21 protein-coding genes, 1 tRNA gene and 2 pseudogenes are annotated in these 23,629 nt (G+C 61.5%); 10 read left to right on the top strand and 14 right to left on the bottom strand.

What is annotated here, in order from left to right; all coding sequences use genetic code 11:
- Positions 1 to 1,005, bottom strand: coding sequence for a Gfo/Idh/MocA family oxidoreductase (locus CP958_RS23295; protein WP_096704571.1), 1,005 nt, complete (start codon positions 1,003 to 1,005; stop codon positions 1 to 3).
- Positions 1,006 to 1,330: 325 nt separating this feature from the next.
- Between CP958_RS23295 and CP958_RS23290 the strand changes: the two genes are divergently transcribed.
- From CP958_RS23290 to CP958_RS23280, 3 genes are all read left to right on the top strand, one after another.
- A complete protein-coding gene (locus CP958_RS23290; protein ID WP_170959084.1) occupies positions 1,331 to 2,293 on the top strand; it encodes a radical SAM protein in 963 nt (320 codons plus the stop codon).
- 86 nt (positions 2,294 to 2,379) lie between these two features.
- Positions 2,380 to 3,606, top strand: coding sequence for a hypothetical protein (locus tag CP958_RS23285; protein WP_096704569.1), 1,227 nt, complete (start codon positions 2,380 to 2,382; stop codon positions 3,604 to 3,606).
- Positions 3,607 to 3,775: 169 nt separating this feature from the next.
- Complete coding sequence (locus tag CP958_RS23280) at positions 3,776 to 4,615, top strand: hypothetical protein (RefSeq protein ID WP_141400622.1); 840 nt, start codon at positions 3,776 to 3,778, stop codon at positions 4,613 to 4,615.
- Positions 4,616 to 4,652: 37 nt separating this feature from the next.
- On the opposite strand, the pseudogene CP958_RS23275 reads toward CP958_RS23280, so the two are convergent.
- The 4 genes and pseudogenes from CP958_RS23275 to CP958_RS23260 all read right to left on the bottom strand — a co-directional run.
- A pseudogene (locus tag CP958_RS23275) lies at positions 4,653 to 4,993 on the bottom strand (IS3 family transposase); the annotation flags it as partial.
- A 161-nt stretch (positions 4,994 to 5,154) separates the two neighbouring features.
- Positions 5,155 to 5,918: pseudogene (locus tag CP958_RS23270) on the bottom strand (IS5 family transposase).
- 676 nt (positions 5,919 to 6,594) lie between these two features.
- On the bottom strand, positions 6,595 to 7,008 hold the full coding sequence (locus tag CP958_RS23265) for a hypothetical protein (protein ID WP_141400621.1): 414 nt from the start codon (positions 7,006 to 7,008) through the stop codon (positions 6,595 to 6,597).
- Between the two features lie 143 nt (positions 7,009 to 7,151).
- Positions 7,152 to 7,228, bottom strand: a tRNA-Arg gene (locus CP958_RS23260).
- 205 nt (positions 7,229 to 7,433) lie between these two features.
- On the opposite strand from CP958_RS23260, the gene CP958_RS26125 reads away from it, so the two are divergent.
- Entirely contained in the window at positions 7,434 to 7,865 is a 432-nt protein-coding gene (locus CP958_RS26125; protein ID WP_141400620.1) for a hypothetical protein, read from the top strand.
- A 668-nt stretch (positions 7,866 to 8,533) separates the two neighbouring features.
- On the opposite strand, the gene CP958_RS27415 is transcribed toward CP958_RS26125, so the two are convergent.
- The 5 genes from CP958_RS27415 to CP958_RS23235 form a co-directional block, all read right to left on the bottom strand.
- Positions 8,534 to 8,659 (bottom strand): hypothetical protein, encoded by a 126-nt coding sequence (locus CP958_RS27415; RefSeq protein ID WP_277948894.1) that lies wholly within the window; start codon positions 8,657 to 8,659, stop codon positions 8,534 to 8,536.
- 104 nt (positions 8,660 to 8,763) lie between these two features.
- Positions 8,764 to 9,102 carry an endoribonuclease MazF gene (gene mazF / locus CP958_RS23250; protein ID WP_096704565.1) on the bottom strand — a complete coding sequence of 113 codons (339 nt, stop codon included), beginning with the start codon at positions 9,100 to 9,102 and terminating at the stop codon, positions 8,764 to 8,766.
- Between the two features lies 1 nt (position 9,103).
- A complete protein-coding gene (locus CP958_RS23245) occupies positions 9,104 to 9,349 on the bottom strand; it encodes an AbrB/MazE/SpoVT family DNA-binding domain-containing protein (protein WP_197706445.1) in 246 nt (81 codons plus the stop codon).
- A gap of 331 nt (positions 9,350 to 9,680) precedes the next feature.
- Complete coding sequence (locus CP958_RS23240; RefSeq protein WP_096704564.1) at positions 9,681 to 11,168, bottom strand: hypothetical protein; 1,488 nt, start codon at positions 11,166 to 11,168, stop codon at positions 9,681 to 9,683.
- 147 nt (positions 11,169 to 11,315) lie between these two features.
- Entirely contained in the window at positions 11,316 to 12,902 is a 1,587-nt protein-coding gene (locus CP958_RS23235) for a peptide chain release factor 3 (protein ID WP_096704563.1), read from the bottom strand.
- 62 nt (positions 12,903 to 12,964) lie between these two features.
- Between CP958_RS23235 and CP958_RS23230 the strand changes: the two genes are divergently transcribed.
- A complete protein-coding gene (locus CP958_RS23230) occupies positions 12,965 to 13,153 on the top strand; it encodes a hypothetical protein (RefSeq protein WP_096704562.1) in 189 nt (62 codons plus the stop codon).
- Here the strand turns inward: CP958_RS23230 and CP958_RS23225 are convergent.
- On the bottom strand, positions 13,128 to 14,726 hold the full coding sequence (locus tag CP958_RS23225) for a SagB/ThcOx family dehydrogenase (protein ID WP_096704561.1): 1,599 nt from the start codon (positions 14,724 to 14,726) through the stop codon (positions 13,128 to 13,130). The genes CP958_RS23230 and CP958_RS23225 overlap by 26 nt on opposite strands.
- A 77-nt stretch (positions 14,727 to 14,803) precedes the next feature.
- On the opposite strand from CP958_RS23225, the gene CP958_RS23220 reads away from it, so the two are divergent.
- On the top strand, positions 14,804 to 15,169 hold the full coding sequence (locus tag CP958_RS23220; protein WP_096704560.1) for a hypothetical protein: 366 nt from the start codon (positions 14,804 to 14,806) through the stop codon (positions 15,167 to 15,169).
- A 10-nt stretch (positions 15,170 to 15,179) separates the two neighbouring features.
- Here CP958_RS23220 and CP958_RS23215 read toward each other — a convergent pair whose 3' ends face one another.
- On the bottom strand, positions 15,180 to 16,112 hold the full coding sequence (locus CP958_RS23215) for a YegS/Rv2252/BmrU family lipid kinase (RefSeq protein WP_242443098.1): 933 nt from the start codon (positions 16,110 to 16,112) through the stop codon (positions 15,180 to 15,182).
- A 160-nt stretch (positions 16,113 to 16,272) separates the two neighbouring features.
- Between CP958_RS23215 and CP958_RS23210 the strand changes: the two genes are divergently transcribed.
- Both CP958_RS23210 and CP958_RS23205 read left to right on the top strand, forming a co-directional pair.
- Entirely contained in the window at positions 16,273 to 17,109 is an 837-nt protein-coding gene (locus CP958_RS23210; protein ID WP_096704559.1) for a UDP-2,3-diacylglucosamine diphosphatase, read from the top strand.
- A complete protein-coding gene (locus tag CP958_RS23205) occupies positions 17,037 to 18,083 on the top strand; it encodes a glycosyltransferase family 1 protein (protein WP_096704558.1) in 1,047 nt (348 codons plus the stop codon). The genes CP958_RS23210 and CP958_RS23205 overlap by 73 nt, the downstream gene beginning before the upstream one ends.
- On the opposite strand, the gene CP958_RS23200 is transcribed toward CP958_RS23205, so the two are convergent.
- The gene (locus CP958_RS23200) at positions 18,084 to 19,760 is read right to left on the bottom strand and encodes a HAMP domain-containing methyl-accepting chemotaxis protein (protein ID WP_096704557.1); all 1,677 of its coding nucleotides are present in this window, start codon (positions 19,758 to 19,760) and stop codon (positions 18,084 to 18,086) included.
- Positions 19,761 to 20,012: 252 nt separating this feature from the next.
- Here CP958_RS23200 and CP958_RS23195 point away from each other — a divergent pair, with 252 nt between their 5' ends.
- Together CP958_RS23195 and CP958_RS23190 are read left to right on the top strand one after the other, a co-directional pair.
- Positions 20,013 to 21,656, top strand: a complete 1,644-nt coding sequence (locus CP958_RS23195; RefSeq protein WP_096704556.1) for a glycosyltransferase family 39 protein — start codon at positions 20,013 to 20,015, stop codon at positions 21,654 to 21,656.
- Positions 21,653 to 22,441, top strand: coding sequence for a phosphatase PAP2 family protein (locus tag CP958_RS23190; RefSeq protein ID WP_096704555.1), 789 nt, complete (start codon positions 21,653 to 21,655; stop codon positions 22,439 to 22,441). The genes CP958_RS23195 and CP958_RS23190 overlap by 4 nt, the downstream gene beginning before the upstream one ends.
- On the opposite strand, the gene pobA is transcribed toward CP958_RS23190, so the two are convergent.
- Complete coding sequence (pobA, locus tag CP958_RS23185) at positions 22,442 to 23,617, bottom strand: 4-hydroxybenzoate 3-monooxygenase (RefSeq protein WP_096704554.1); 1,176 nt, start codon at positions 23,615 to 23,617, stop codon at positions 22,442 to 22,444.
- Positions 23,618 to 23,629: the final 12 nt, after the last annotated feature.

The raw sequence follows: 23,629 nt of genomic DNA, 5'->3' as shown, positions 1-23,629 counted from the left end.
TCAGGCCTGAGGCGTGACCGGTTCGCCGAGCCGCTTGGCCGAAATACTGGCCGCTTCCAGCATCTTCACCACGCGAAGGCCGCACTGCCCAGCGGTTGGCGACACCGCCTTCCGTTCGATGGCATCCGCGAATGCTTCAATGACACGGCTCAGTGCCTCGACATTGTCAAGCATCGGGGCGTGCATGTCGCCGCTGCGGTAATTGATGCGCAGATCAGTGCGCTCGGAATCGACCGAAACACCCTTGTTGTAGATCTTGATCTTCTCGTCCGACTGAATGTCGTTGTAGACGATCATCTTTCGCGCTCCGCCGATAAGGGTGGTGCGCACCTTCATGGGCGCCATCCAGTTGACGTGGCAATGCGCCACCAAGCCATCCGAATACAATGCCGTGACATAAGCCATGTTGTCGGGTTGCCCTGGGACGTGGCTGCGGGCGATGGCGCTGATTTGCACGGGAGCACGGCCAAAAATATAGTCCATGATAGAAAAATCATGCACCGCAAGATCCCAAATAACATTTACATCGCTCTGGAATATACCAAGATTGATGCGAACTGAATCATAATAGTGAATTTGGCCGATGTCGTCGCTGTCCACAAGTTCCTTAATTTTCCTGACAGCGCTTGTGTAGACGAATGTATGATCAACCATGATGATAAGATTTTTCTTGTCCGCCTCTTCTATCAGTCTGGCGGCGCATTCGGCGGAGTGAGCCATCGGTTTCTCGACGAGAACATGCTTTCCCGTCTTCAGGGCCCGGATGGCCAGTTCGTAATGAGTCATCACTGAAGTGGCAATAATAAGGGCGTCGATCTGGGGGTTGGAAAGCAGATCCTCAAAGTTGGTCGTCGCCATGATGCCCGGCACCTTGGCAGCCATTCTTTGAAGGTTCTCAGAAGAGTAGTCACAAATAGCGACAAGCTGCATGCGGGAATTGCCGAGGACATTCCGCACGAGATTTGGGCCCCAGTATCCAAGCCCGACGACGGCAACCCCAATCATTGCAAGCCCCCCTCTCTTTACGACTGCTATCTATAGCATTCTGCTAATTCTTTGGTCAATGAGCATCAGAGACAGCCCCGTCTTAAGCTATGGTTAACTTTTGCAGATCATTATACTAATCTTGCTGGTCAGACTCTATCATGCGGATATCAGGGTGTGCCGCCCTGTGGACGCGATCCAGGCGCCAGATTTCTGGGGTGGGCACCTCGGCCCGCCGGCGAGTGCCTCGGGCCGTCCTGCCTCCTTGATCTGGCGGAGGCGCCCGCCGCTTGGATAGAAATGTGGCTGAGCCCCCGCCCGGATGGGCATGCAGGAGGATCGGATTGTGGACTATGGCTTCGATTCCGAGCGCGCCAAAGACTTCCCTCCAATGGTCGTGGTCAGTATCACCAATGTCTGCAACCAACGCTGCATCCACTGCCACTGGGAGGCGTACTCCCACCACGCCGGCTATGTTGGCACCGAGATGCCGTGGGACGTGTGGGTCAAGATCATTGACGAGATGGCGCTCCATCCCTGGTCGATCCTGAATCTGGGAACCGATGGCGAGCCGCTGACCCACCGGCGCTTCATCGACATGATGCGCTATGCCAAGGGCAAGGGTATTCAGCTGATCAACCTGACTACCAACGGCACCCTTCTTACGCCGGAAAAGGCGGAGATTATTCTTCATGAACGCCTGATCGACATTATCAATATCAGCCTGGATGCTTTTCACGAAGAAACTTATGAACGCATCAGGAAGTCGCGGCACTACAAGAAGGTTCATGATAATATTCATCGCCTGATCGACCGGCGCGCCGCCCTGCAGGCGCCTGCCAGGATTCAAGTCAATATCATAGACCAGGAGGAGGCTCGGGCCGAAATACCTGCCTTCGTGGAGTATTGGCAGCCGCTGGTTGATAATGTCATGGTTCGAACCTATTACGACGCCACGCATGTCACCGGGCAGCCCGGCCCGAATCTGACGGGAAAGCAAGTTCCGTTCGAGCCGGTCGAGCGGTGGCCATGTCAGCAGTTCTGGCGACGGTTCAATATCAATGAGGTGGGCGAGGCGCGGTATTGCGTCGATGATTGGTACAACAAGAGCAAAATCGGGGACATTCGCACAAGCAGCATAAAAGAAATTTGGCAATCAAGTGCCTATGAGGAATATCGTCAGATCCATCTGCGGGGCGACTTTCATGCAAATCCATTCTGTGCCGACTGTACCGAGTGGCAGGGTATGCGCTGGGACTACGACTATTTCACGGCAATTGAGAAGATGACGGGAAAAAAGCCGTTGTGATGGTGGCCCATTTCCTTGATTTCGCCAACGGTAATTATGGCCGCCCTTGGCGGCCGGTGGTGAATTATTCCGCATAAGGAGGGGGAATGAAGTTTGTTTTCGTCGATCCGCGGCTTGGGAATAATTATGGTGTTCTGACCTACTATCAGCTCGTCCTGATGGAGGCGCTGGAGCGTCACGGTCATTCCACCCTCCTGCTGTCGTCGGGCCGGGACGAATTTATGAAAGATTTTATTCGGCAATTGGCTGAGCCGGATACGGTATTTTATGCGGGCATGTTCTTTTTTGACATGAGAATCAACGCCCATAATCATTACAGCAACACTTCACTGTTTGACGCCTGCCATGTCCCCGTCATTGGTCGCCTCGGGGATCACGCCTTCGCGAGTTTCATGACCGAGCGGCTGGAAAACATCCCGCGCTCAGCCCAGATGTGGGCGGATACGCCGTCTCTGATCGAAGAAATCCGTTTCCTGTTCGGCTCCGCCGATCAATACCAGTTGACGAAGGAGTTCTGCAGCCTGCCGGAGCGGGTGGTGCCGCAACTCCTCCCCCATGACGCGCGGCCGATCGATGTTCTGGTGCCGTTGACGCTCATCCCCAGGACGATTGAGACATTTCTTGATGAACTAAGGGCGGTCTCGGTCAGCCCGGTTTTCGAGAACATTGCGACCAACCTGTATGAAGCGCTTTGCAGCAGTCATGGTATGCTCCCGCCACTCTCGGTATTCCTGCATGTCCTGAAGCAGCATGGGGTGTCGGACTTCATGTCGCTGGACCCCAATATGCGTAGTGGGCTGCTACATATACTTCATCATCTTGATGAGGTTGTGCGCCAACGCAAGCGGCGAGACCTTCTTGATTCCCTGGCCGATATTCCGCCGAATCTGAATGTGGTGGTGACCGGTACGGAGGATCACTTCTCCAGGACCATGCCCCCGAATGTTAAATTTATCGGTCGCCAGTCCTATGACAGCGTCGTCAACTTGCTGGCGCAAAGCCGAATGGCCGTCAATTCCGTTCCGAGCTTTCCCGAATCCATCCATGAGCGGGTGTTGAATGCCTCGGCGCTGGGGTGTGCCTCGGTGTCTGATTTCAGCGTGAGGCTGGGCGCGGAATGTGTGCATGGTGAGACCATACTGTTCGTTCCTTCGGATGGGAACCTCGCCAGCGTGTGTGCTGCCGCGGATGCCAACCTGACCGAGCACGTCGGCATCCAGGCCAAGACCCTGGTGGCGGAGCGGTTCAACGTGGACATTCATGTCGAGCAGGTTCTGGGGCGGTTGCGTGCAGAAAACGGGCTTGCCCTGTGAGTTTTGATCGCTATTGGATGAGTTTCTCCAGGCTGAAGGAGGGGGGATTCACGGTACCCACTGGCCCTGATGCCTACTCCAATATTTCCTCGTAGCCCTCCCATAGGCCTCTCCACCGCCTCGACTCGGCGCCCCTGAAACGCGGCCACGGTTGCCACGGAGACATGCAGTGAAGCTGGATATCCTATACATCAACCTGCAGAGCGCTACTGGCCGCAACGACGAGCTTGTCAGAAATTTCAGCGAGTCCGCCTTTACAGACGAGTGGACCCTTCACCGTTTTGAGGCCATTTCCGCCCAGTCACAATTGGTTCTTGATACAAAGGGGACTGCATCACCCAATCTGAAGGGAAACTATCACTCTCATGTTGAGTGCATACGTCAATCCAAGTGCTATGATAACCATGTAATGATTATTGAGGATGACACAAAATTTTGTCATGCGACTCAGTTCTGGCTTGAACGTATTATTGAGTCCATCTCGGAGAACGACTGGGATATAATTCTAATAGACTTCTATGTTTCCAATGCCATAGACATGGCCGACTTGATGAAGGCTCGCCGGCAGTGCCTGGAAAGCAATAGCATATCTCTGACGAATGCCGCACTGTGGAATAGGGCATTTGCCGGGGCAGGCTCATACATTGTTAACAAAAATTCAAAGAATAAGATCATCGAGGCTATGAGTTTTGATAGCCTTGACTACGCCTATGATCTTTTATTGCGTCAAGCCATGTGCGGCGGAGTTCTTAACGGCATTCTGGTCTTTCCGTTTCTGACCACCGTATCTGATATCGGTGACGATTCTCAAGTCCAGGGGCAAGACAGGCTGCTGGAGGTGATTTATATGCACTTATTCCGGCGGCTGACCTGGATCGGGGCTGACGATCTCCAGGCAATCAAGGAACGAGCCGATCAACTGCGCCCTAAGAACTTCCCCGAGGATGTCGCCTTGCTTGAATCCATCATGATGCCGCTGCTGTCCTTGCAGATGCACTGGCGCACATGACTGGCCTGCTGCCGGTTCGGTGGACGGAATGTTTGGCTTATGACGCCTTCATTTCGTACTCCATGGGACTGAGATGCCCCAGGATGGAATGCCGCCGCCTGGGGTCATAGAAGCGCTCGATATAGTCGAAGACATCGGCCCTGGCGTGATCGCGGGTACGGTAGACCTTTCTGGCGGTCCGCTCTGTCTTGAAAGCTCTCCATGGCGGCATTGTCCCAGACGTTTCCGACCCGGCTCATTGAGCTGATCGGCCAGCAGGCGCAGGAACTGGTCGCTGGTATACTGGCTGCCGCGATCGGAGTGGTGAAGCACGGCATCAGGCCTGCCGCACCGCCACACCGCCATCATCAGGGCATCGACCACCAGTTGGGAGGTCATCCCCAGCCTCAGGCGGCGGAATAATTTGCTCCCATTTCTGGACACTTTGCGCCGGTCGCGGCCAAATCCCACCAGACGGCTTCGGCGGGGCTTGGCCCGTCCCGCCGAAACCGATGCAAGGGTGGCGTCCGGAAGGTCGATGGTACTAGGCCGTAGACTCATTACGCGGCGCACCAAATGCGCAGGGCGACGAGCTTTACGGCGGCGAGGAAATTCCGTGGGTCTTTGTCATAGCGGGTGGCGATCCCCCGGAAGTGTTTGATCTTGTTGAAGAAGCGTTCGACCAGATTGCGCTGGCGATAGACCCAGGCGGAAAAGGCGAAGGTGCCCTTGCGGTTGGACCTGACCGGGATGTTGGCCCAGGTCTTGTTCTTCTCGGCCAAGGCCCGAATGGCGTTGCTGTCATAGCCCTTGTCGGCCAGCAGGGTTGAGCCGTCGCCCAAGGCTCCATCGAGCAAGGCTTCGGCCTCGACGCTGTCGTGGACCTGCCCGGCGGTCAGGCGCAGGGTGACGGGACGGCCTTCCGCATCGACGAGCGCGTGGATTTTGCTGGTGAGCCCCCCACGGGAACGTCCCATGCTGCCATCGTCGAGAGCCCCTTTTTTCCCGTGGCCCCGTGTTGGTGAACGCGGACACAGGTCGAGTCGATCATGATGATGTCGCCATCGTAAGCCTTGGAGATTTCCTCCAGAAGCCGGTCCCAGACGCCCGCCTTGCGCCAGCGGACGAACCGGTTGTAGCAGGTGGTCGATGGGCCGTAGCGCTCGGGAACTTCCGCCCAAGGCGAGCCCGTGCGGAACCGCCACAGGATACCGTTCAGGACCCGACGGTCATCAACCCGAGGCACGCCGCGAGGCTTGTTCGGAAGCAAGGGCTCGATGATCGACCATTCGTGATCCGTCAACTCGTACCGCCGCCGTGCCATCAATGCCCTCCGTGCCAGAGGGAATCGTTGAATCACGACGCGCGACGAAGGGGAAGCCTGTTTATGAGTTTACGGCCTAATAAGGGATTAGGCCGCCGACCTTGCGTCAGGGGCGTCGGCAGACGAGGAACTGACAATACTCGCAATCGATTCCTCGGTGCTCGGCAGGCCCTGGTTATTAAACTCGCGCTGTTCGCGGTTCACGGTGACCTGAGAACCGCAGTAGGCGAACTGATCAGGATCAATGCCGCCAGGATCGTTAGCGCCAGTCGCATCCGTTCCCAAGCTGCGAACGATGGACTTGACCTGATCGCTGTCCTGTGTGGCAGGCTCCCGAGGACCGCCATGCCGCTTCGTCGATCTGTGCCTGCAAAGCTAACGGTGCAGGCCAATTAACCGACAAACACCTCGATGTCGTTTTTTCACGTATGGGGTATGCCGAGATAATGGTGTGGTGCGAGGATGATGCTGATCTCAAGCAGATAAGAATGGAGTGCCGCAAATTAGAAATGGAGAGCGATGATGAACAATGAATGCAAAATCATAAAATTTCCAAATGACAGATCAAAAAATCCAGATGATCACGCCAAAACTTGCCCACACTGTGGCGGAATAACTTTCTGTGTGACCTTATCTGGTAAACTTCGATGCTTTGAATGCGAGGAATTTTACGAAATCAAAAATTGATCTCATAACTGTTTGTGGTCATTTGAAGTACGTCACCATCTGGATCAACCATGGTGATAACTGGGCCGAGTTTCAGTGCGGCGCGGTCGGCGATGCCGACGACATCACCGGTCGAGACCTCAATTGGAGCCTGAGCCACCATTTCGATGCCGGGTGCCATGCCAATCGAAGTGTAGCCAATGGCGGTGCCGGAGAATTCAAGGGTGATCCGACTTCCGTGGTCGCGCATGTTGTAAAATCTTATGTCGGCATCCTTGATTGGCATCCCGGCCATGCAGAGCCTGACCTCTTCAAGCGCCGTGAAATGGCCCAGGTCTGGTCTGGCCGACACCATCCCGGCAATCGGAACCAGCACGATGCTGACAGGCCGTGGATGGGATGGGATTGCGCAGATATCGGACATGGGAACCTCCTTCGTTGGTGATGGAGGTATTTATCTGGGCGCTGCTGCCTCGGCAGACTGTGTAACGAACTGCGTAACGAGACTGTGTAACGGATGGAGAGTTGTCTCGCCGGGAATGGCTAGAATCCGCCATTTTTTGAGAGTGGCGTCCCGGAAGGGATTCGAACCCCTGACCTACGGTTTAGGAAACCGTTGCTCTATCCTGCTGAGCTACCGGGACGTCGCCAAGGAAACTAGCGCCCCGGCTTGGGTTTCGCAAGGGGTGCAAGGCAGGCGATCATTTTCCTCGGGCATGTGCTCTCAGTGGACTGTGTGGCCGATGTCTTGCCGCTGTTGTTTGCGCCTACGAAGATCGAGATCTGTCGGTCAAGGTCAAGGCGGACGTCCTTGAGACGACGATAGTTCCTGATGCGGATGGTTGAAAGATGCATGCTTCAGCCTTACAGGCTAGTGGTGGGCGCGCGGAGGCCAACAAAATTCGCGACACCTCCAAAACACCCAACAGCTTGATTGGCGGAGCGGTGCGAGGAGCTGCGGAGTCTGTTGCTGATGCAATGGAGGAATGCCGCAAAAATCCTTTGAAATGCCAAGCAAGCAAACCCCAATCATCTCCATCGGAGGGCAGTGCTTCTGAAACATTAGACAAGCTAAAAACACAATCAAATCGCACATTGACGTACTCATGTCTTGTTTATTGCGACAACCAGACTGGGGCTACGATTGTTGATGTGCAGGCTTCAAATGAATATGATGCAGCTAAAATTATTGGAGAAAAAGCAGAGGGAATATGTCAACAGGCTAACTACCGTAGAGCGACATCAATGAAAATGCGCCCATCACAATGCAAGAAAAAATAGCAGAACAAGCCAATTAACCATAATCCTGCAAAAGCACAACGCTATTACCAAGCCATTGGCCTGACATATTTTTGTTAAACTTGATTCGCTCTTGAGGACTGCAGATAGGTTAGATCAGTTTAAGTACGCCCCGTTGCAACTCGGCCACGTCCGGCTTTTGGTCGTGCTGATCTCCCCGCTGAGGTGCAGGATGCGATGTGGCAGCGACCGACGATCATCGACATCACGCCCTTAGCGCCCCTGATCGCCCATTATTTCTTCTGAGCCAGGGGGGGATGTCCAATCACTTCCTTCTGAGGACGCAATTTTTAGCCGTTGCCACATTTTTTGCATATAAAATTGGGGGCGTATTCGTTGTGACTTCCGGCCTCTGGGTTGGAAACTAACTCGCACTTCTCTTCCTTACCGCATTTCCGGCATTTGTGAGTGTAGTAATCCCCCCCCCGACCTCCCCATATTGTTGTCTTCCATTTTTTGTACGCAGACCATTCGTGGTCACATCCCCATCCCATGACCCTATCCTTTCCGCTAGATACCTTTGACAAGCAGTCACCCGTTAATACCAGAATAGCCTAATCTCGACCAATCCAAAAGGTTAAGGTGCGCAACGGCAGCCACCCCATCTCGTTGGGAAGGGACATACTTCAAGTATGTTCGCGGGAGGTTGGCTAAAGGTTCTCCACAGCAGCCCGCATCATCTGGTCGTTGACCTCGATGTAGCGCTGCGTGGTGGATAGGCCATGGGCAATTCCCGATTTGAGCGCAAAGCGCCATAGCGTCGTGTAACACGACATGGGTGAAATCATCGGGAAATCACCTGCCGTATCAGTGCGTTATCGAGGGATATATCTCGGAACTGCACCCATGCAGCCGCCGACCAAGTTGGGATGGTTCCGGCCTATGGCTGCCCAAGTAGGGCGTAGATTTTCCGCCGCACCTTTGACAGCGTGGCAGGCGACACCTTCTTCTTGAACACCGCTTGGCGCTGCGTCCAATCGAGGCTTTTCACCTGATCGGCCAGGACGACGGACGATTCCTCGCCATCAATCGCGACCTCAAAGGGGTAGCCCTTGATGTGGCTGGTCATCGGGCAGCAAACCATCAGATTGGTTTTGCCGTTGTAGGCAGCCGGACTGATCACCAGAGCGGGACGATGCCCGCGCTGCTCACGACCAAGCTGGGGATCGAATTGCAGCCACACCACGTCGCCAGCGTCGGGCACATACTTTCCGGCCATCTCACAGAGCTTCCTTGCCGACCGGACCGCCGAAGTCGATCGCCTCGTGCAGATTTTCAGGGGTGATGCGGTCCAGAAGCTGATTCAGCTCGTAATCCGTTTCACGGACCAGCTCGATGACGATCTTGCCGTCTACGGCCTGCACATCCACCGTGTCATCAATGCGGACATGGGCAGCCTCCATGACAGCGGCAGGAATGCGCACGGAAGCGCTATTGCCCCACTTCTTCACATTCACACGCATCATGCGCTCCTGCGTAGCATCAATGTCGATACAATAACATGACCGCACCCTTGTAGCAACAATGACGACACCCGGAATTGTGGGTGAAACGGCTTTTGGATCAGCGGCTTATTGGGGCGTCAGTCACTGTCCTGCACCCATGCAGCCACCGCGTTTTGGGCCATGAAATATTTCCGGGAATCAGGCCGTTTGGGCAAACCACCAGGATAAATAGTAGGCTGGGGCTTAGCTGCGTCCGACGGGACCAGTGACAGCCTCTTTCATCAGCGTTTTCCAGGCCGCCCCAGCGTTTTCACTGAAAACGCTCATGGAGGAAAACGCAAATGGCAAAAATTCAATGGAATCGATATCTCAACCAACTCTGCGAGCAACACGGCGATACCCGAGACAGAAACTTCTCGACCTTGCCCATCCATCGATGGGTGGTGCTCCAGGTTAGTTCTGAGAATAATTTTCCATTCTTATTGCCCGTGGCGCGATCACGGAAATCAAGAAGGCCAAGCTCAATGAGTTCAGAATGAACGGGAACAACCCTCTTTGAAGCATCAGTCTTGACAGTTTTTTCAGAAATAGCACCATTCTCTTCAAGGGTCTCGATATAGAAGCACTCAACGCCAGCATATGGCCGTATATCATGCGGCGTTAGCTGAGCAATTTCCCCGCGCCGTGCGCCTGTGTACAATCCAATCCATGGCAGCCAGAAATTCATTGAGTTCCTGTCGCCGCCATGAATCTCGTTTGCTCTAATTACAAAAATTTTCTTTATATCATCAGCAGTTAGCACGTGGCGCGGATGCTTTTGCTCGCCCTTTACCGTCTTAAGTTCACTTGTTGAGTCATGTTTTATAAGGCGCTGCCCGGCAAGCCACTTCCATATTTGCTTAATATTTCCAATATGCCTGTTCACAGTTGATCTTGCGATTTTTTCGCCTTTCTCATTGACCAACGCATTGAAGCTCCCCCCGTTTTTGATGCGCCGCTTTAGGTAAAGTGGTAGCTTTGGCAGATCAAGGCCAATGCCAGAGAAGTCCTCTGGAACTATTGTATGGACCTCACGAGTTGCGCCAAATTTCATGGTAATGATGCTGAATGTATCGTCAAATGTCATCTTCGTCGTGTAGCGTAGACGCACAAAATCGGGCCTCTGCTTGAACTCTCCTATTGCCTGCATCAATGTCAGGCGACGGCGACCAAGATTCCATTCGGCATCGTCGATCCTATTTTGGCTAAGGACAGACTTTTCCCCTGGGGCGCGGGCAGGATTCAGCATTAACTGAGTCGCCATATCGCCACCACGGTCATCAAGATGACCAAGATGCTTCATGATGTCGTAAACGATTCGATCTTCGAGCGAGTTCCGCACACATCCCAGGAAAAAGTCGTACCCCTCCTTCGCCAGCGTCCAGCCCTTTTCATCGATCCATATGTCGGCATAAATCTTGGCCGTCGCCCCAATAGCATCCAACTCCGCACGAAGCTCCTCGACCGTTGGGTTGGGCGTCACCATTCCACCGACTCTCAGGCCAGTGGTTATGATGGGGTCGGGAAAATGCCCAACACCTCGTATTGCCGCATCCCTGGCGGCCTGCCGAAGTTCCAGCCGAGAAATGTAGTGAGAGCCGTTGGATGCAGTTCGAACCTGCTCGAACATCTCCTTTTTGGATGCCCGCCACTGTAGCTCAAGGTCGTTCAGCCTTCGCTTTGGAAGGGTGCGTGATACCCCCTTCTGGGTCTCGACGATCTGCTTCCCGAAGGTAGCTTCAAGGTCTCTTGGCACCCGGATCACAAAGCGACAGGAAGCCCCCCGCCAAACCACGGCCATGGCACCCTCATTTTGGTATGTTTACCATTCGTGTTTACCATTTTGCTCCGAAAACGCATTTATTTTCAATGAGTCAATAAGTTATTGAAATCGGATGTCTTTTCCCTTCCGGGACGCCAATTTCCACAGTGAAAACAATGCATCGGCTCAGTGCTGTTCGCGCGTCGCCGTGAAGCGGATCTTCTCGAAATCCTGCTGGGCGCGGTTGAGCTGCCAGGAGTTGCGCGCCAGATAGACCATGGCGCCGTCGCGGTCCTCGGCCATGTTGGACTTGTTGGAGTCCATGAAGCGCTTCATCTCGGCTTCGGTGTCGGCCGCCACCCAGCGGGCGGTGACGAAGCCGCCATCCTCGAATCCGGCCTTGATGTTGTATTCGGATTCGATGCGGGTGGTCAGCACGTCGAACTGCAGCGGCCCGACCACGCCGACGATCCAGGTGGAGCCATCCAGCGGCTTGAACACCTGGGAGACGCCTTCCTCGGCCAGATCCTCCAGCGCCTTCTTCAACTGCTTGGCCTTCATGGGATCGTCCAGGCGCACCCGGCGCAGCACTTCCGGCGCGAAGGTGGGAATGCCGAGGAAGTTCATGTCCTCGGACTCGCTCAGCGTGTCGCCGATGCGCAACTGGCCGTGATTGGGAATGCCCATGATGTCGCCGGGAAAGGCTTCTTCCGCCAGTTCGCGGTCGCGGGCCAGGAAGAACACCGGATTGACCAGGGCCATGACCTTGCCCGAGCGCACATGCTTCAGCTTCATGCCGCGCCTGAAACGGCCCGAGCAGATGCGGAAGAAGGCGATGCGGTCGCGGTGATTGGGGTCCATGTTGGCCTGGACCTTGAAGACGAAGCCGCTGACCTTGGCCTCGTCCGGTTCGACGGTGCGGGTGTCGGCCTTGCGCGAGATGGGCGGCGGCGCCAGCCGGCCGATACCCTTCAGCAGTTCCGCCACGCCGAAGGTCTTTAAAGCGCTGCCGAAGAACACCGGGGTCAGGTGACCGGCCAGAAAGCTTTCCAGGTCGAATTCGGGATAGCCGCCGCGCACCAGTTCCACCTCTTCGCGCAGACGGTCGGCGGCGGCCTTTCCCACCGCCTCGTCCAGCTTGGGGGACTCCAGCGAGGCGTCGACGCTGATCTCGGCGATGTGGTCGCCGCGGCCGGGGTCGAACATGATGACGCGGTCGTTGACCAGATCGTAAACACCCTTCAGATCACGCCCCATGCCGATGGGCCAGGTGACGGGCGACACGTCCAGCGCCAGGGTCTTCTCCACTTCGTGCAGCAGGTCGAAGGTCTCGCGGCCCTCGCGGTCCACCTTGTTGACGAAGGTGATGATCGGCACGTCCCGGAGGCGGCAGACCTCGAACAGCTTGAGCGTCTGGGTCTCGATGCCCTTGGCGGCGTCCAGCACCATCACCGCCGAATCCACGGCGGTGAGCGTGCGGTAGGTATCTTCGGAAAAGTCCTCGTGGCCGGGGGTGTCCAGCAGGTTGAAGGACAGCCCCCCATACTCGAAGCTCATCACCGAGGCCGACACCGAGATGCCGCGCTCCTTCTCGATGGCCATCCAGTCCGAACGGGTGCGGCGCTGCTCGCCTCGGGCGCGCACGGCACCGGCCATCTGGATGGCGCCGCCGAACATCAGCAGCTTCTCCGTCAGCGTGGTCTTGCCGGCGTCGGGGTGGGAGATGATGGCGAAGGTGCGCCTAAGCGCGATGGCGTCGGAGAGTGTGCTCATGGGGCTGGGTTTTCGCGCCAAGCGGTGCAAGAATCAAGCGGATTAGGTTGGAGACTTCGGCAATGCGCATCGACCTCGCCCCCGATCTGGCGTCCCGCCTCTATACCGTCGCCCGCCAGCTGGGCCGCGATCCGGCGGAATGCGCCCGCTCCGCCGTCCTGGCCTTCGTCCAGGACTGCGAGGAGGCGGCCCAAATGCGGGCGCAACTGGCCGGCGGCCAATGGGTCAGGGCGGAGAACCAGCCGGACTGAGATGCCCATAGGCCGGCCGCGTGGCGATGCGGGTGTCCTCCACCGCGCCGCCCACCGTGAAGTGGTAGAGAGACTGCCACGGCCCTCCGCCCGGCGGCAGGCCCAGAAGATCGTGGACCTCGTCGTCGTGATAGCAGCCGATGCCGGTGCCCGACAGACCGGCCGCCGTGGCTTCCAGATAGAGCACCTGACCGATCATCCCGGCCTCCCAGAACAGGCGGCGATAGGCCCATTGCCCCTCCTCCGCCAGGGTGCGGTCGAAATCGGCCAGCATGCCCAGCGAGAAGGCGCCGCGCCCGGCGATGCTCTGGGTGCACGACACCTCGGTGGCCACCCACGAGAAATCGCCATCGGCAAGGCGATAGAGCGGCAGGTCGGGAACGGCCCTCTCCCACAGGAAGCGGCGATCGCAATCGGCCCGCAACCGCTCCCGCGCATCGGGGTCGCGGACCAGGGCATAGAGACCGGGAGCCATCCCCTCCACCCGATGGACGAACAGCACCAGCGACAGCCGCGCCGCCCAGGGCCACGAACGCCACGGTACCCGCCCCTGGTCGGGCAGGGTGGCGGCCAGCAGGCGCAGGAAGGCGTCGCGCCCCATGCCGGTGACACCGTCCATGGCCTGGGCGCTGCGGCGGCGGCGGATGATGGCGCCGGCCGCCTCGTCGCCGCCCGGCAAAGGCGGGGACGGGAACGAGGGCGGCGACGGGGCCGGTGGGGTGAGCGGCTTTTCCGACCGGGCAAGGGCCTGGCCGATCACCTCCCAGACCTCGTGGTCGGGACTCAGGACGTTGGCCTCGCCCGCCCATTCCCCGGTCACCGGCCGCAGCACGGGTTCGGCCAGGGGCACGGGCGACACCAGGGCGATCAGGTCGGGATGCTCGGGCTCGAAGCGATGACAGGATTCCGGGCGGTCGAGGCCGAGCAGCGCCGCCAGATCCTCGTCCCCCGGCGCGGTCAGGGCGCGGAGGTGCCAGCCCAGGCAGGCGGCGGCATAGGATGCGGCGGCCAGGGCATGGCCGGCGTCATGCTGACAATAGCGGAGGGCGCGCTCGCCATACTTCCACGCTTCCCGCCAGGGAATGGACGACAGGGCCAGCAGAAAGGCGCCGGGCGGCAGGGCGGCGGGCATCGCATCCAACCGGCACCGCTCCTCCAGGGCGTGGTGGAACGGGGCGTAGTGGTAGAGGCCCGGCCCCCGGCCGATCCCCGCCAGCGGCGGCAGGATCACCCAGCCTTCGGTGGGATGGAGGTTGCCGCTGCTGGGATTGTTGCGCAACGCCCAGCGGGCCTCGCCCACTTCCTTCCAGGCCGACAGACCGAGCGCCAGCTCAAGGAACAGGCCCAGCCCGTCCGGATCGAGGGGAGCCGGCGCGCATTGCTCCAGAGCCCGCAGCGGCGGGGTTTCGGCCCCCTGGCGCAGGGGCAGGGCGATGCGCCGCGCCCCGGCGAAGGCGCGGAAGGGATCGGGCTGGGTCTCCCAGTCGAGGAAGCCCGGCCCCCGGGCATAGCGGCGGCTGAAATGCTTGGTGCGGACGTGGTAGGCGGCGATGTGGTCCAAGGCGTCATCCATCTCCGTCTTTTCCCCTTGCTGTCCACACCATATATTGGAATGAAGCCAGCCTGGATCACCCCCGAGTACCGTCGACCATGGCCACACCTCCCCCTACCGACCTTGCCGGCGAACGATTGGTGCGCAAGACGCCCGACCGCATCCTGCCGCTCGACGAAAGCGATCAGGAGTATATCCGTACCGGTCTGGAAGCGGTGCAGGAGGCGTTCGGCATCGCGGCATTGCCCGACGCGCCCCTCGCCCTGATGCCGGGGCGGACGCTGATGCGGCTGCTGGTGGATCTGCGGGCCAGGCTGCGTCCGCGCAATCCCGACCAGACCGCGGCCTGGGGCCGTCTGGCCGGGGCCATCCTGGTGCTGGACACGGCCGGCGAATTCGCCACCCAGCACTCCCTGGCCGAGGAACGCCGCCGCACCATGGAACGGGACGATCTGGAGGATTAGGGCCAGAGGATCAGGGACAGATAAGGTCCACCGTCTCGTCGGCGATGGAGATTTCCGCCGGCAGACGGGCGACGATGTCGCCGTCACCCTGGACCGGGGCGCCGCGCGGCCCGGTAATCAGAATATTGCGGGCCGACACCACCCTCACCTCGGGCAGGCCCGGCAGCTTGCCCAGCGGCAGGGCGATACCGTAGCGCAGCATGCCCGCCATGCCCGGATTGGGCAGGATGCACAGTTCCAGCATGGGCGCCGCCAGATCGGCGTCAGGGGCGGCGATGAACGGCCCGCCGTAGAAGCGGCCCTTGCAGGCCACCACCATGCGCGCCTCGTACTCCACCCCGTCGGCGCGGACGGTCAGCTTGGGAAAATCGTAGCCCACCGCCTGGCGCAGGCTTTCCACCACATAGGCCAACTTGCCGGCCCGCCGCTTCAGGGCGGTGCTGACGCCTTCCACCACATGGGCGTCGAGGCCGGCGCCGGCCATCAGCAAAAAGCGCCGCCGGTTGGCCAGCCCCACATGGATGCGCCGGGCCGGGCCGAAGGCGACGGTGCGCGCCACCTGCTCCACATCGTCGGGATCGAGCCCGATCTCGCAGGCCAGCACGTTGGCGGTGCCCAGGGGAATCACCCCCAGGGCCAGCCCGCCCTGCCCCGCCCCCAGACCGTTCAGCACCTCGTTGACCGTGCCGTCGCCGCCCGCCGCGATCACCGCGTCGAAATCGTCGGCGCTGGCCAGGGCGGCGAAATCCTCGGCATCGCCGCGCCGGCCGGTCTCGCGGCAGGTGACCTGTCCGCCCAGCCCCGTGATGGCCGTCATCACCATGTCCAGCAGCCGGCGGCGGCGGCGGCCGGCGGTGGGATTGTGAATCACCAGGACCCTACGCGGCGCCATGGCGGTTTGCGTCTCGGGAACGGTCAGGCAGGCGGCTTGATCGACTGTCATGGGAACGGTGTATAGCGCGCCGCCAGACAAAGCACGGTGAATTATTTGTTACCGATAAACTTCAATTATATTAAATAAGCTGATCACAGTAACAATGAATGTGAGGCACAGACATATATAGGATATTAGTTCCATAACATTGACTTCGGATGATTGCCCGATGAACGCCAGTCTCGACATCAAGAGGCGTTACAGGACCATCTGGATTTCGGATATTCACCTGGGTACACGCGGCTGCAAGGCCGACGACCTGCTGGATTTCCTGAAAAGCACCGAGTCCGAGACGCTTTATCTGGTCGGCGACATTATCGACGGCTGGCGGCTCAGGCGCTCGTGGTATTGGCCGCAAAGCCACAACGACGTGGTGCAGAAGCTGCTGCGCAAGGCGCGCAAGGGCACGCGGGTGGTGTTCGTCCCCGGCAATCACGACGAGTTCGCCCGCGACTATCACGGCCTGCTGTTCGGCGACATCCAGGTGGTGACCACCATCTTGCACCAGACCGCCGACGGACGGCAGTTGCTGGTCCTGCACGGCGACGCCTTCGACGGGGTGGTCAAGCACGCCAAATGGCTGGCCCATCTGGGCGACAGCGCCTACACCGTGGCCCTGGCGCTCAACCACTGGCTCAACGTGGCGCGGCGCGCCCTGGGCTTTCCCTACTGGTCGCTGTCGGCCTACCTGAAGCACAAGGTCAAGAACGCGGTGCAGTACATCGCCAGCTTCGAGGAGACCATGGCCGACGAGGCACGCCGCCACGGCGCCGACGGCGTGGTGTGCGGCCACATCCACCACGCCGAGAAGCGGGACGTCAACGGCATCCTCTACTGCAACGACGGCGACTGGGTCGAAAGCTGCACCGCCCTGGCGGAAGGCTTCGACGGCACACTGGAAATCATCCGCTGGCTGGAGGTCGAGGGAAACACATGCGCATACTCGTCGTCACGGATGCCTGGCTCCCTCAGATCAACGGCGTCGTCCGCACCCTCGACACCCTGAGGGCCGAGCTGGAGCGGACCGGCCATGAGGTGGTCATGGTCACCCCCGACCGCTTCCGCACCCTGCCCTGCCCCACCTATCCGGAAATCCGCCTGGCGCTGAAGCCCGGCCGCAAGCTGGCGGCGATGATCGAGGCGGCGCAGCCCTGCGCCATCCACGTCGCCACCGAAGGCCCGCTGGGCTGGGCGGCGCGGCGCTACTGCCGGCGACGGCGCATTCCCTTCACCACCGCCTACCACACCAAGTTCCCGGAATACATCAAGGCGCGCTTCGGCGTGCCACTGCCCCTGTCCTACGCGCTGATGCGGCGTTTCCACGATTCCTCGTCCCGCGTCATGGTGGCGACGCAAGGCATCGAGGACGAACTGGCGGGGCGCGGCTTCCGCAATATCGGCCGCTGGTCGCGCGGCGTGGATACCGAACTGTTCCGCCCCCGCCCCGAGGCCAAGGGCGAAGGCGGCCCCTTCGCCGGCCTGTCCGGCCCGGTATTCCTCTATGTGGGTCGGGTGGCGGTGGAGAAGAACATCGAGGCCTTCCTGGCGCTGGACCTGCCCGGCTCCAAGGCGGTGGTGGGCGACGGGCCGCAAGCCGACGAGATGAAGCGCCGCTTCCCCGAGGTCCATTTCGCCGGAGCCCGCTTCGGCGAGGATCTGGCCCGGCACTACGCCGCCGCCGACGTCTTCGTGTTTCCGTCCCGCACCGACACCTTCGGGCTGGTGCTGCTGGAGGCCCTGGCCTCCGGCCTGCCGGTGGCCGCCTACCCGGTGCCCGGTCCCAACGACGTCATCGGCCGCTCGCCGGCCGGAGTGCTGCACGAGAATCTGGAAAAGGCGGCCATCGCCGCCCTGTCCATCGATCCCGCCCTGTGTCGCGCCCACGCCCTGGACTTCTCGTGGGAGGCCTGCACCCGGCAGTTCCTCGACAATCTGCGCCCCTTCGAGACCGGGGTATGGCGGGCGGTGGCGGCCGAGTAGCTAGCCGGCCCGGATTCCGTCGAGGAAACGGACCACCTCGTCGCGCAGATGGCCGGAATTCCCGGCCAGTTCGCCGGCCCCCGACAGCATCTGGCGCGATGCCGCCCCGGTGGCGGTCGCCGCCTGGGAGACGCCGGCGATATTGACCGACACGTCCTGGGTTCCCATGACCGCCTGCTGGACGTTGCGGGCGATCTCGCAGGTAGCGGCGCTCTGCTGATCCACCGCCCCGGCGATGCCGGCGGAAATCTCGCGCACCTGCTCGATCACCTGCCCGATGTTGCGGATGGCGTCCACGGCGCGGCGGGTCTCGTCCTGCACCGCGCCGATCTGGGTGCCGATCTCCTCGGTGGCCCTGGCGGTCTGGTTGGCCAGATGCTTCACCTCGTTGGCGACCACGGCAAAACCTTTTCCCGCCTCGCCGGCCCTGGCCGCCTCGATGGTGGCGTTCAAGGCAAGCAGGTTGGTCTGGGACGCGATATCGGTGATCAGGCCGACCACCTGATCGATTCGCGCCGCCGCCGCCGCCAGCCCCTGGACCATCTGGTTGGTACGCCCGGTCTCCTCGGCGGCCTGATGGGAGATGGATGCCGCCTCGGCCACCCGGCGGCCGATCTCGGCGATGGAGGACGACAGTTCCTCGGCGGCGGCGGCCACGGTCTGTACGTTGACGGTGGCCTGCTCGGCGGCGGCGGCGATGGTGGTGGCCTGGACCTGGGCCTGACCGGCGGCGGCCGACACGCCCTGGGACGCCGCCTCCATCTGGGTGGCCTGGGCCGAGACGCCCTTGACCAGCCCCATCACCCGCATCTCGAAGGAATCGGCCAGTTCCAGCATGCCGCGCCGCCGTTCCGCCTCGGCCCTGGCCTTGGCCTCCTCCTGCTCCCTCTTGAGGGCGGCGACGCGGATGGCGTTGTCCTTGAACACCTGCACCGCCTTGGCCATCTCGCCGATCTCGTCCCTCTGCCCGATGGCCGGAACGGCCACCGTGGTGTCGCCGGCCGCCAGGGCATCCATGGCCCGGGTCATGGCGGCGACGGGCCGGCTGATGGAACGGCTGATGGTCAGGGACAGGAGCAGCCCCAGCGCCACGCTGAACAGGCCGGCGATGATCGAGGCATCGATGGCCGATTCGATCCGCTGCATGGCGTCGGCCTCCACCTCGGCGGCCACGCGGTGGAAATTCTGGGCGAGGTCGTCGCCGACCGCGTCGAGCCGGTCGGCGACGGCCCCGGCCGCCGCCGCCGCGGTCTCGGACTCGGCGACGCCCAGGGACGGGGCACGGCCGCCGGTGACCTTGATCCTGGCGGCTTCCACGGCGTATTGGCCGAGCAGCCGGCCCAAATCCTCGATCTTGGCCAGACGCTCGGGAGCGGTGGTCTTGGCGCGCAGCGTATCCAGGCTGTGACCGGCCGTCGCCAGCGCCTCGCCGGCGGCCTTCAGCCTGCCCTCGTCCCCGGTGGCCAGGGCCATCCAGATCAGCATGCGCCCCTGGAAGATCTCCTTTTCCAACTGCTCGACCATGGCCTGATTGCCCATCAGCCGGAGAGCCCGGCCGGATTCCCGGGAGGTCACCTTGCCGGAATAGACGCCATAGCCGGCCAAGCCGGCGATCAGCATCACCAGGAGCCCGAATCCCATCATCAGTCGGGCGACGATCTTCATATTGCCCAGCATGGCGCACGCCTCTTTCGTCCACCCGGCGACGCCGGGCTCGCATCAGCCCCCTGATCGCGCCGAGGCTAGCCCAAAGGGTGGGGAGGCGCGCCATTACAAAGGCGTAAGATCGGCCATGGAGAGCACATGGCTGATCCGCAAATTTTCAGCGTCTGGATCGGCACAGCCGCCAAGGAGGGAGGCGCCCCTTGACCGGGCGGGCCGCTTCATGCTGTTGATGCCGATCCCCACGTCTGCACGGATCGCCCCATCGTGGAACGACTGACCGGCGGTATCCGCCCCTATCTCCTGCTTTCGCTGCTGTCGCTGTTCCTCTACCTGCCCGGTCTGGTGGCGCTGCCGCCCATGGACCGCGACGAATCGCGCTTCGTCCAGGCCACCCGCCAGATGCTGGAGACCGGCGACTACATCCGCATCCAGTTCCAGCAGGAAATGCGGGCCAAGAAGCCGGTGGGCGCCTATTGGCTGCAGGCCGCCTCGGTCAGCCTGTTCTCGGACAAGGCCAGCCGCGAGGTGTGGCCCTATCGCCTGCCCTCGGCCCTGTCGGCCTGGGCGGCGGTGCTGATGACCTTCGCCTTCGGGCAATACCTGTTCGGCCGTCAGGTGGCGTTACTGGGCGCCGCCTTGCTGGCCTCGTCGCTGATGCTGGTGTCCGAGGCCCATCAGGCCAAGACCGACGCCATCATGCTGGCCTGCACCGTGGCGGCGCAAGGAGCGCTGGCCCGCTTCCACCTGGGCGCCAGGGGACAGGCGGCGGTACCGGGGCCATTGGTGGCGCTGGTGTTCTGGGTGGCCATGGGCGTCTCCATCCTGGTCAAGGGACCGGTTATCCCGGCCATCTCCATCCTGACCATCCTGGCGCTGGGCTTCGCCGACCGGCAATGGGCCTGGCTGGTGGGCCTCAGGCCCTTCACCGGGCTGATCGTCGCGGCGTCCATCGCCGCGCCGTGGTTCGTGGCCATCTCCAACGCCACCGGCGGCGCCTTCGTCGGCGAGGCGGTCAAGGGCGACCTGCTGCCCAAGCTGCTGGGCGCCCAGGAAAGCCATGGCGGCTGGCCCGGCACCTATCTCGCCCTGGCGGCGGTGATCCTGTGGCCCGGCTCGCTGCTGCTGTGGCCCAGCCTGACGGCCGCCTGGAAGGTGCGCCTGCGGCCCGAGATCCGCTTCTGCCTCGCCTGGATCATCCCGGCCTGGGTGATGTTCGAGATCGTCCCCACCAAGCTGCCCCATTACGTGCTGCCCACCTTCCCCGCCCTGGCGCTGCTGATGGCGGTGGCCGTGGTGGGCCGCGCCCCAGACCTGCGGTCCAAGCCGGCCAAGCTGTGGTACGGCGTCTGGTGCGTGATCGGGCTGGCCCTGGCGGCGGCGGTGGTGATCGCGCCCCATCAATTCGCCCCCGCCTTCCCGGTGATGAGCATCCCCTCGGCGCTGCTGGTGGCCGGCACCGCCCTGGCCGCCGGCTGGCTGGCCTTCAAGGAGCGCATGCGCCCGGCCGTCATGGCCCTGGTGCTGACCGCCGTAACCAGCTTCCAGGTGGTGTTCGACGGTGTGCTGCCCAGCCTCGACTATCTGTTCGTCAGCCGCGAGGCCGCCGAACTGGTGGCCAGCCGTCCCCATCGCGGCGCGGTGGTGGTGGCCGGCTATGCCGAGCCCAGCCTGGTCTTCCTGCTGGGAACCGATACCGTGCTGACCAGCGGCGCCAACGCGGCGCAGCACCTGCTGAACGGCCCGGCGGCCCTCACCCTGGTGGCCGACCGCGAGGAGGAGCCGTTCTTCGCCGCCGCCGCCGCCATTGGCGTCAAGCCGGTGGTGGTCGGCATGGTCAAGGGCTTCAACTATTCGCGCGGCAGGAAGGTGACGCTGACCGCCTACGCGGTGGAAGGCAAAGAGCCATGAGGCTGCTGGATTTCATCGTCCGCCAGTGGGAGCGGGGCGGCAACCGGGCCACCCTGGTCTGGGAGGAGCTGGCCGGCTTCCGCTCGTTCTCGGCCGGGCAATGGGCCCGCACCCGCCGGCACCCCCGCACCTGGGCCACCGTCTACTGCGCCCTGGCGGTGGTCGTCGGCTATTTCCTCCTCGACCGGCCGCTGGCCCGCTGGCTGAAGGCCCATGTGAGCGGCGAGTTCGAGGGGTTCTGGAAGACCGTCACCCATCTGGGCCTGGGCGGCGTGTGGATGATCCCCGCCGGCGTGCTGACGCTGGGCCTGATCCTGTCGGCCCTGGCGGCGCCGGGGCTGGAAAAGCGCGCCCGCCTGCGCCGGGCCGCCTGGGTGCCGGGCTTCCTGTTCCTGTCCATGGCCGTGTCGGGCATCGCCGGCAACATCATCAAGATGCTGGTCGGCCGCACCCGGCCCGCCGCCCTGTTCGACAGCAATGTCTATGACTTCGTGCCGCTGACCCGCGGCTATCTCACCAATTCCTTCCCGTCGGGCCATTCCCAGGCGTCCTTCGCCGCCATGACGGCGCTGGCCCTGATCTTCCCGCGCTACGACCTGGCCTTTTTCACCGTGGCGCTGCTGGTGGCGCTTTCCCGGATTCTGACCACCGTGCACTTCCTGTCGGACGTGGTGGCCGGAGCCTGGCTGGGCACCATGGTCACCCTGGCCCTCCACTCCCTGCTCACCAAGCGCGGCATCGACGTCCGCGTCCGCTTCGAGCGGGATAAAAAGCTGGCGGAGTAGTCAATCCTCGAAGGGCAGGCCCACGTAGTTCTCCGCCAGCGTCGTCCGCCCGGCCAGGGAGTGGACCACGTAGTCCAGCTCGGCCTCCAGCGCCCGCTGCTCGAAGGGCGGCGTGTCGGGGAAACGGTGCAGCAGGTTGGTCATCCACCAGGAGAAGCGCTCGGCCTTCCACACCCGGCGCAGGCAACGCTCGGAATAGCGGTCGATGCCCTCGGACGAGCCGCCGTAATACTCGATCAGGGCGTGGCCGAGATAGCGCACGTCCGACGCCGCCAGATTGAGTCCCTTGGCACCTGTGGGCGGCACGATGTGGGCGGCGTCGCCGGCCAGGAACATGCGGCCGAAGCGCATGGGCTCGGCCACGAAGCTTCGAAGCGGCGCGATGCTCTTTTCCAGCGACGGACCGGTGACCAGCGACGCGGCGGCCTGGGGGTCGAGACGGAGACGCAACTCGTCCCAGAAGCGCTGATCGGACCAATCCTCCACCTTCTCGGTGAGCGGCACCTGGACGTAGTAGCGGGACCGGGTCCTGGAGCGCATGGAGCACAGCGCGAAGCCCCGCTCGCTCTTGGCGTAGATCAGTTCGTCGCAAACCGGCGGGGTGTCCGACAGCAGGCCCAGCCAGCCGAAGGGATAGACCCGCTCGAAATTGCGGATGGACTCCTTGGGGACCGAGGCCCGGCACACCCCATGGAAGCCGTCGCAGCCGGCGATGAAGTCGCAAAGGATCTCGTGCCGTACCCCGTCCTTCAGGTAGCTGACGCGGGGGCGGTCGGTATCGTAACCCGACACCGCCACCTCCTTGGCCTCGTAGACAGTCTTGAGTCCAGCCGCCGTCCGCGCCTCCATCAGGTCGCGGGTCAGCTCGGTCTGGCCGTAGATCATCACCTCCTTGCCGCCCGTCAGGCCGTGGAGGTCGATGCGGTGGCGGCTTCCTTCGATCAGCAGTTCGATGCCGTGGTGAGGTAAGCCCTCGCGGTGCATGCGCCCCCCCACCCCGGCCTCGTCGAGGAGATCGACGCAGACCTGCTCCAGCACGCCGGCCCGGATGCGGCCCAGCACGTATTCGCCGGTATGGGCCTCGAGAATGATGGCGTCGATGCCGGCCTTGGCCAGCAACTGGCCGAGGATAAGACCGGACGGACCGGCCCCGATGATGGCGACTTGGACTCTCATGTTCGCTCCTTC

Origin of the sequence: Magnetospirillum sp. 15-1 (assembly GCF_900184795.1) — a bacterium.
Lineage (GTDB): Bacteria > Pseudomonadota > Alphaproteobacteria > Rhodospirillales > Magnetospirillaceae > Phaeospirillum.
This window is presented reverse-complemented; position numbering and strand designations above follow the sequence as displayed.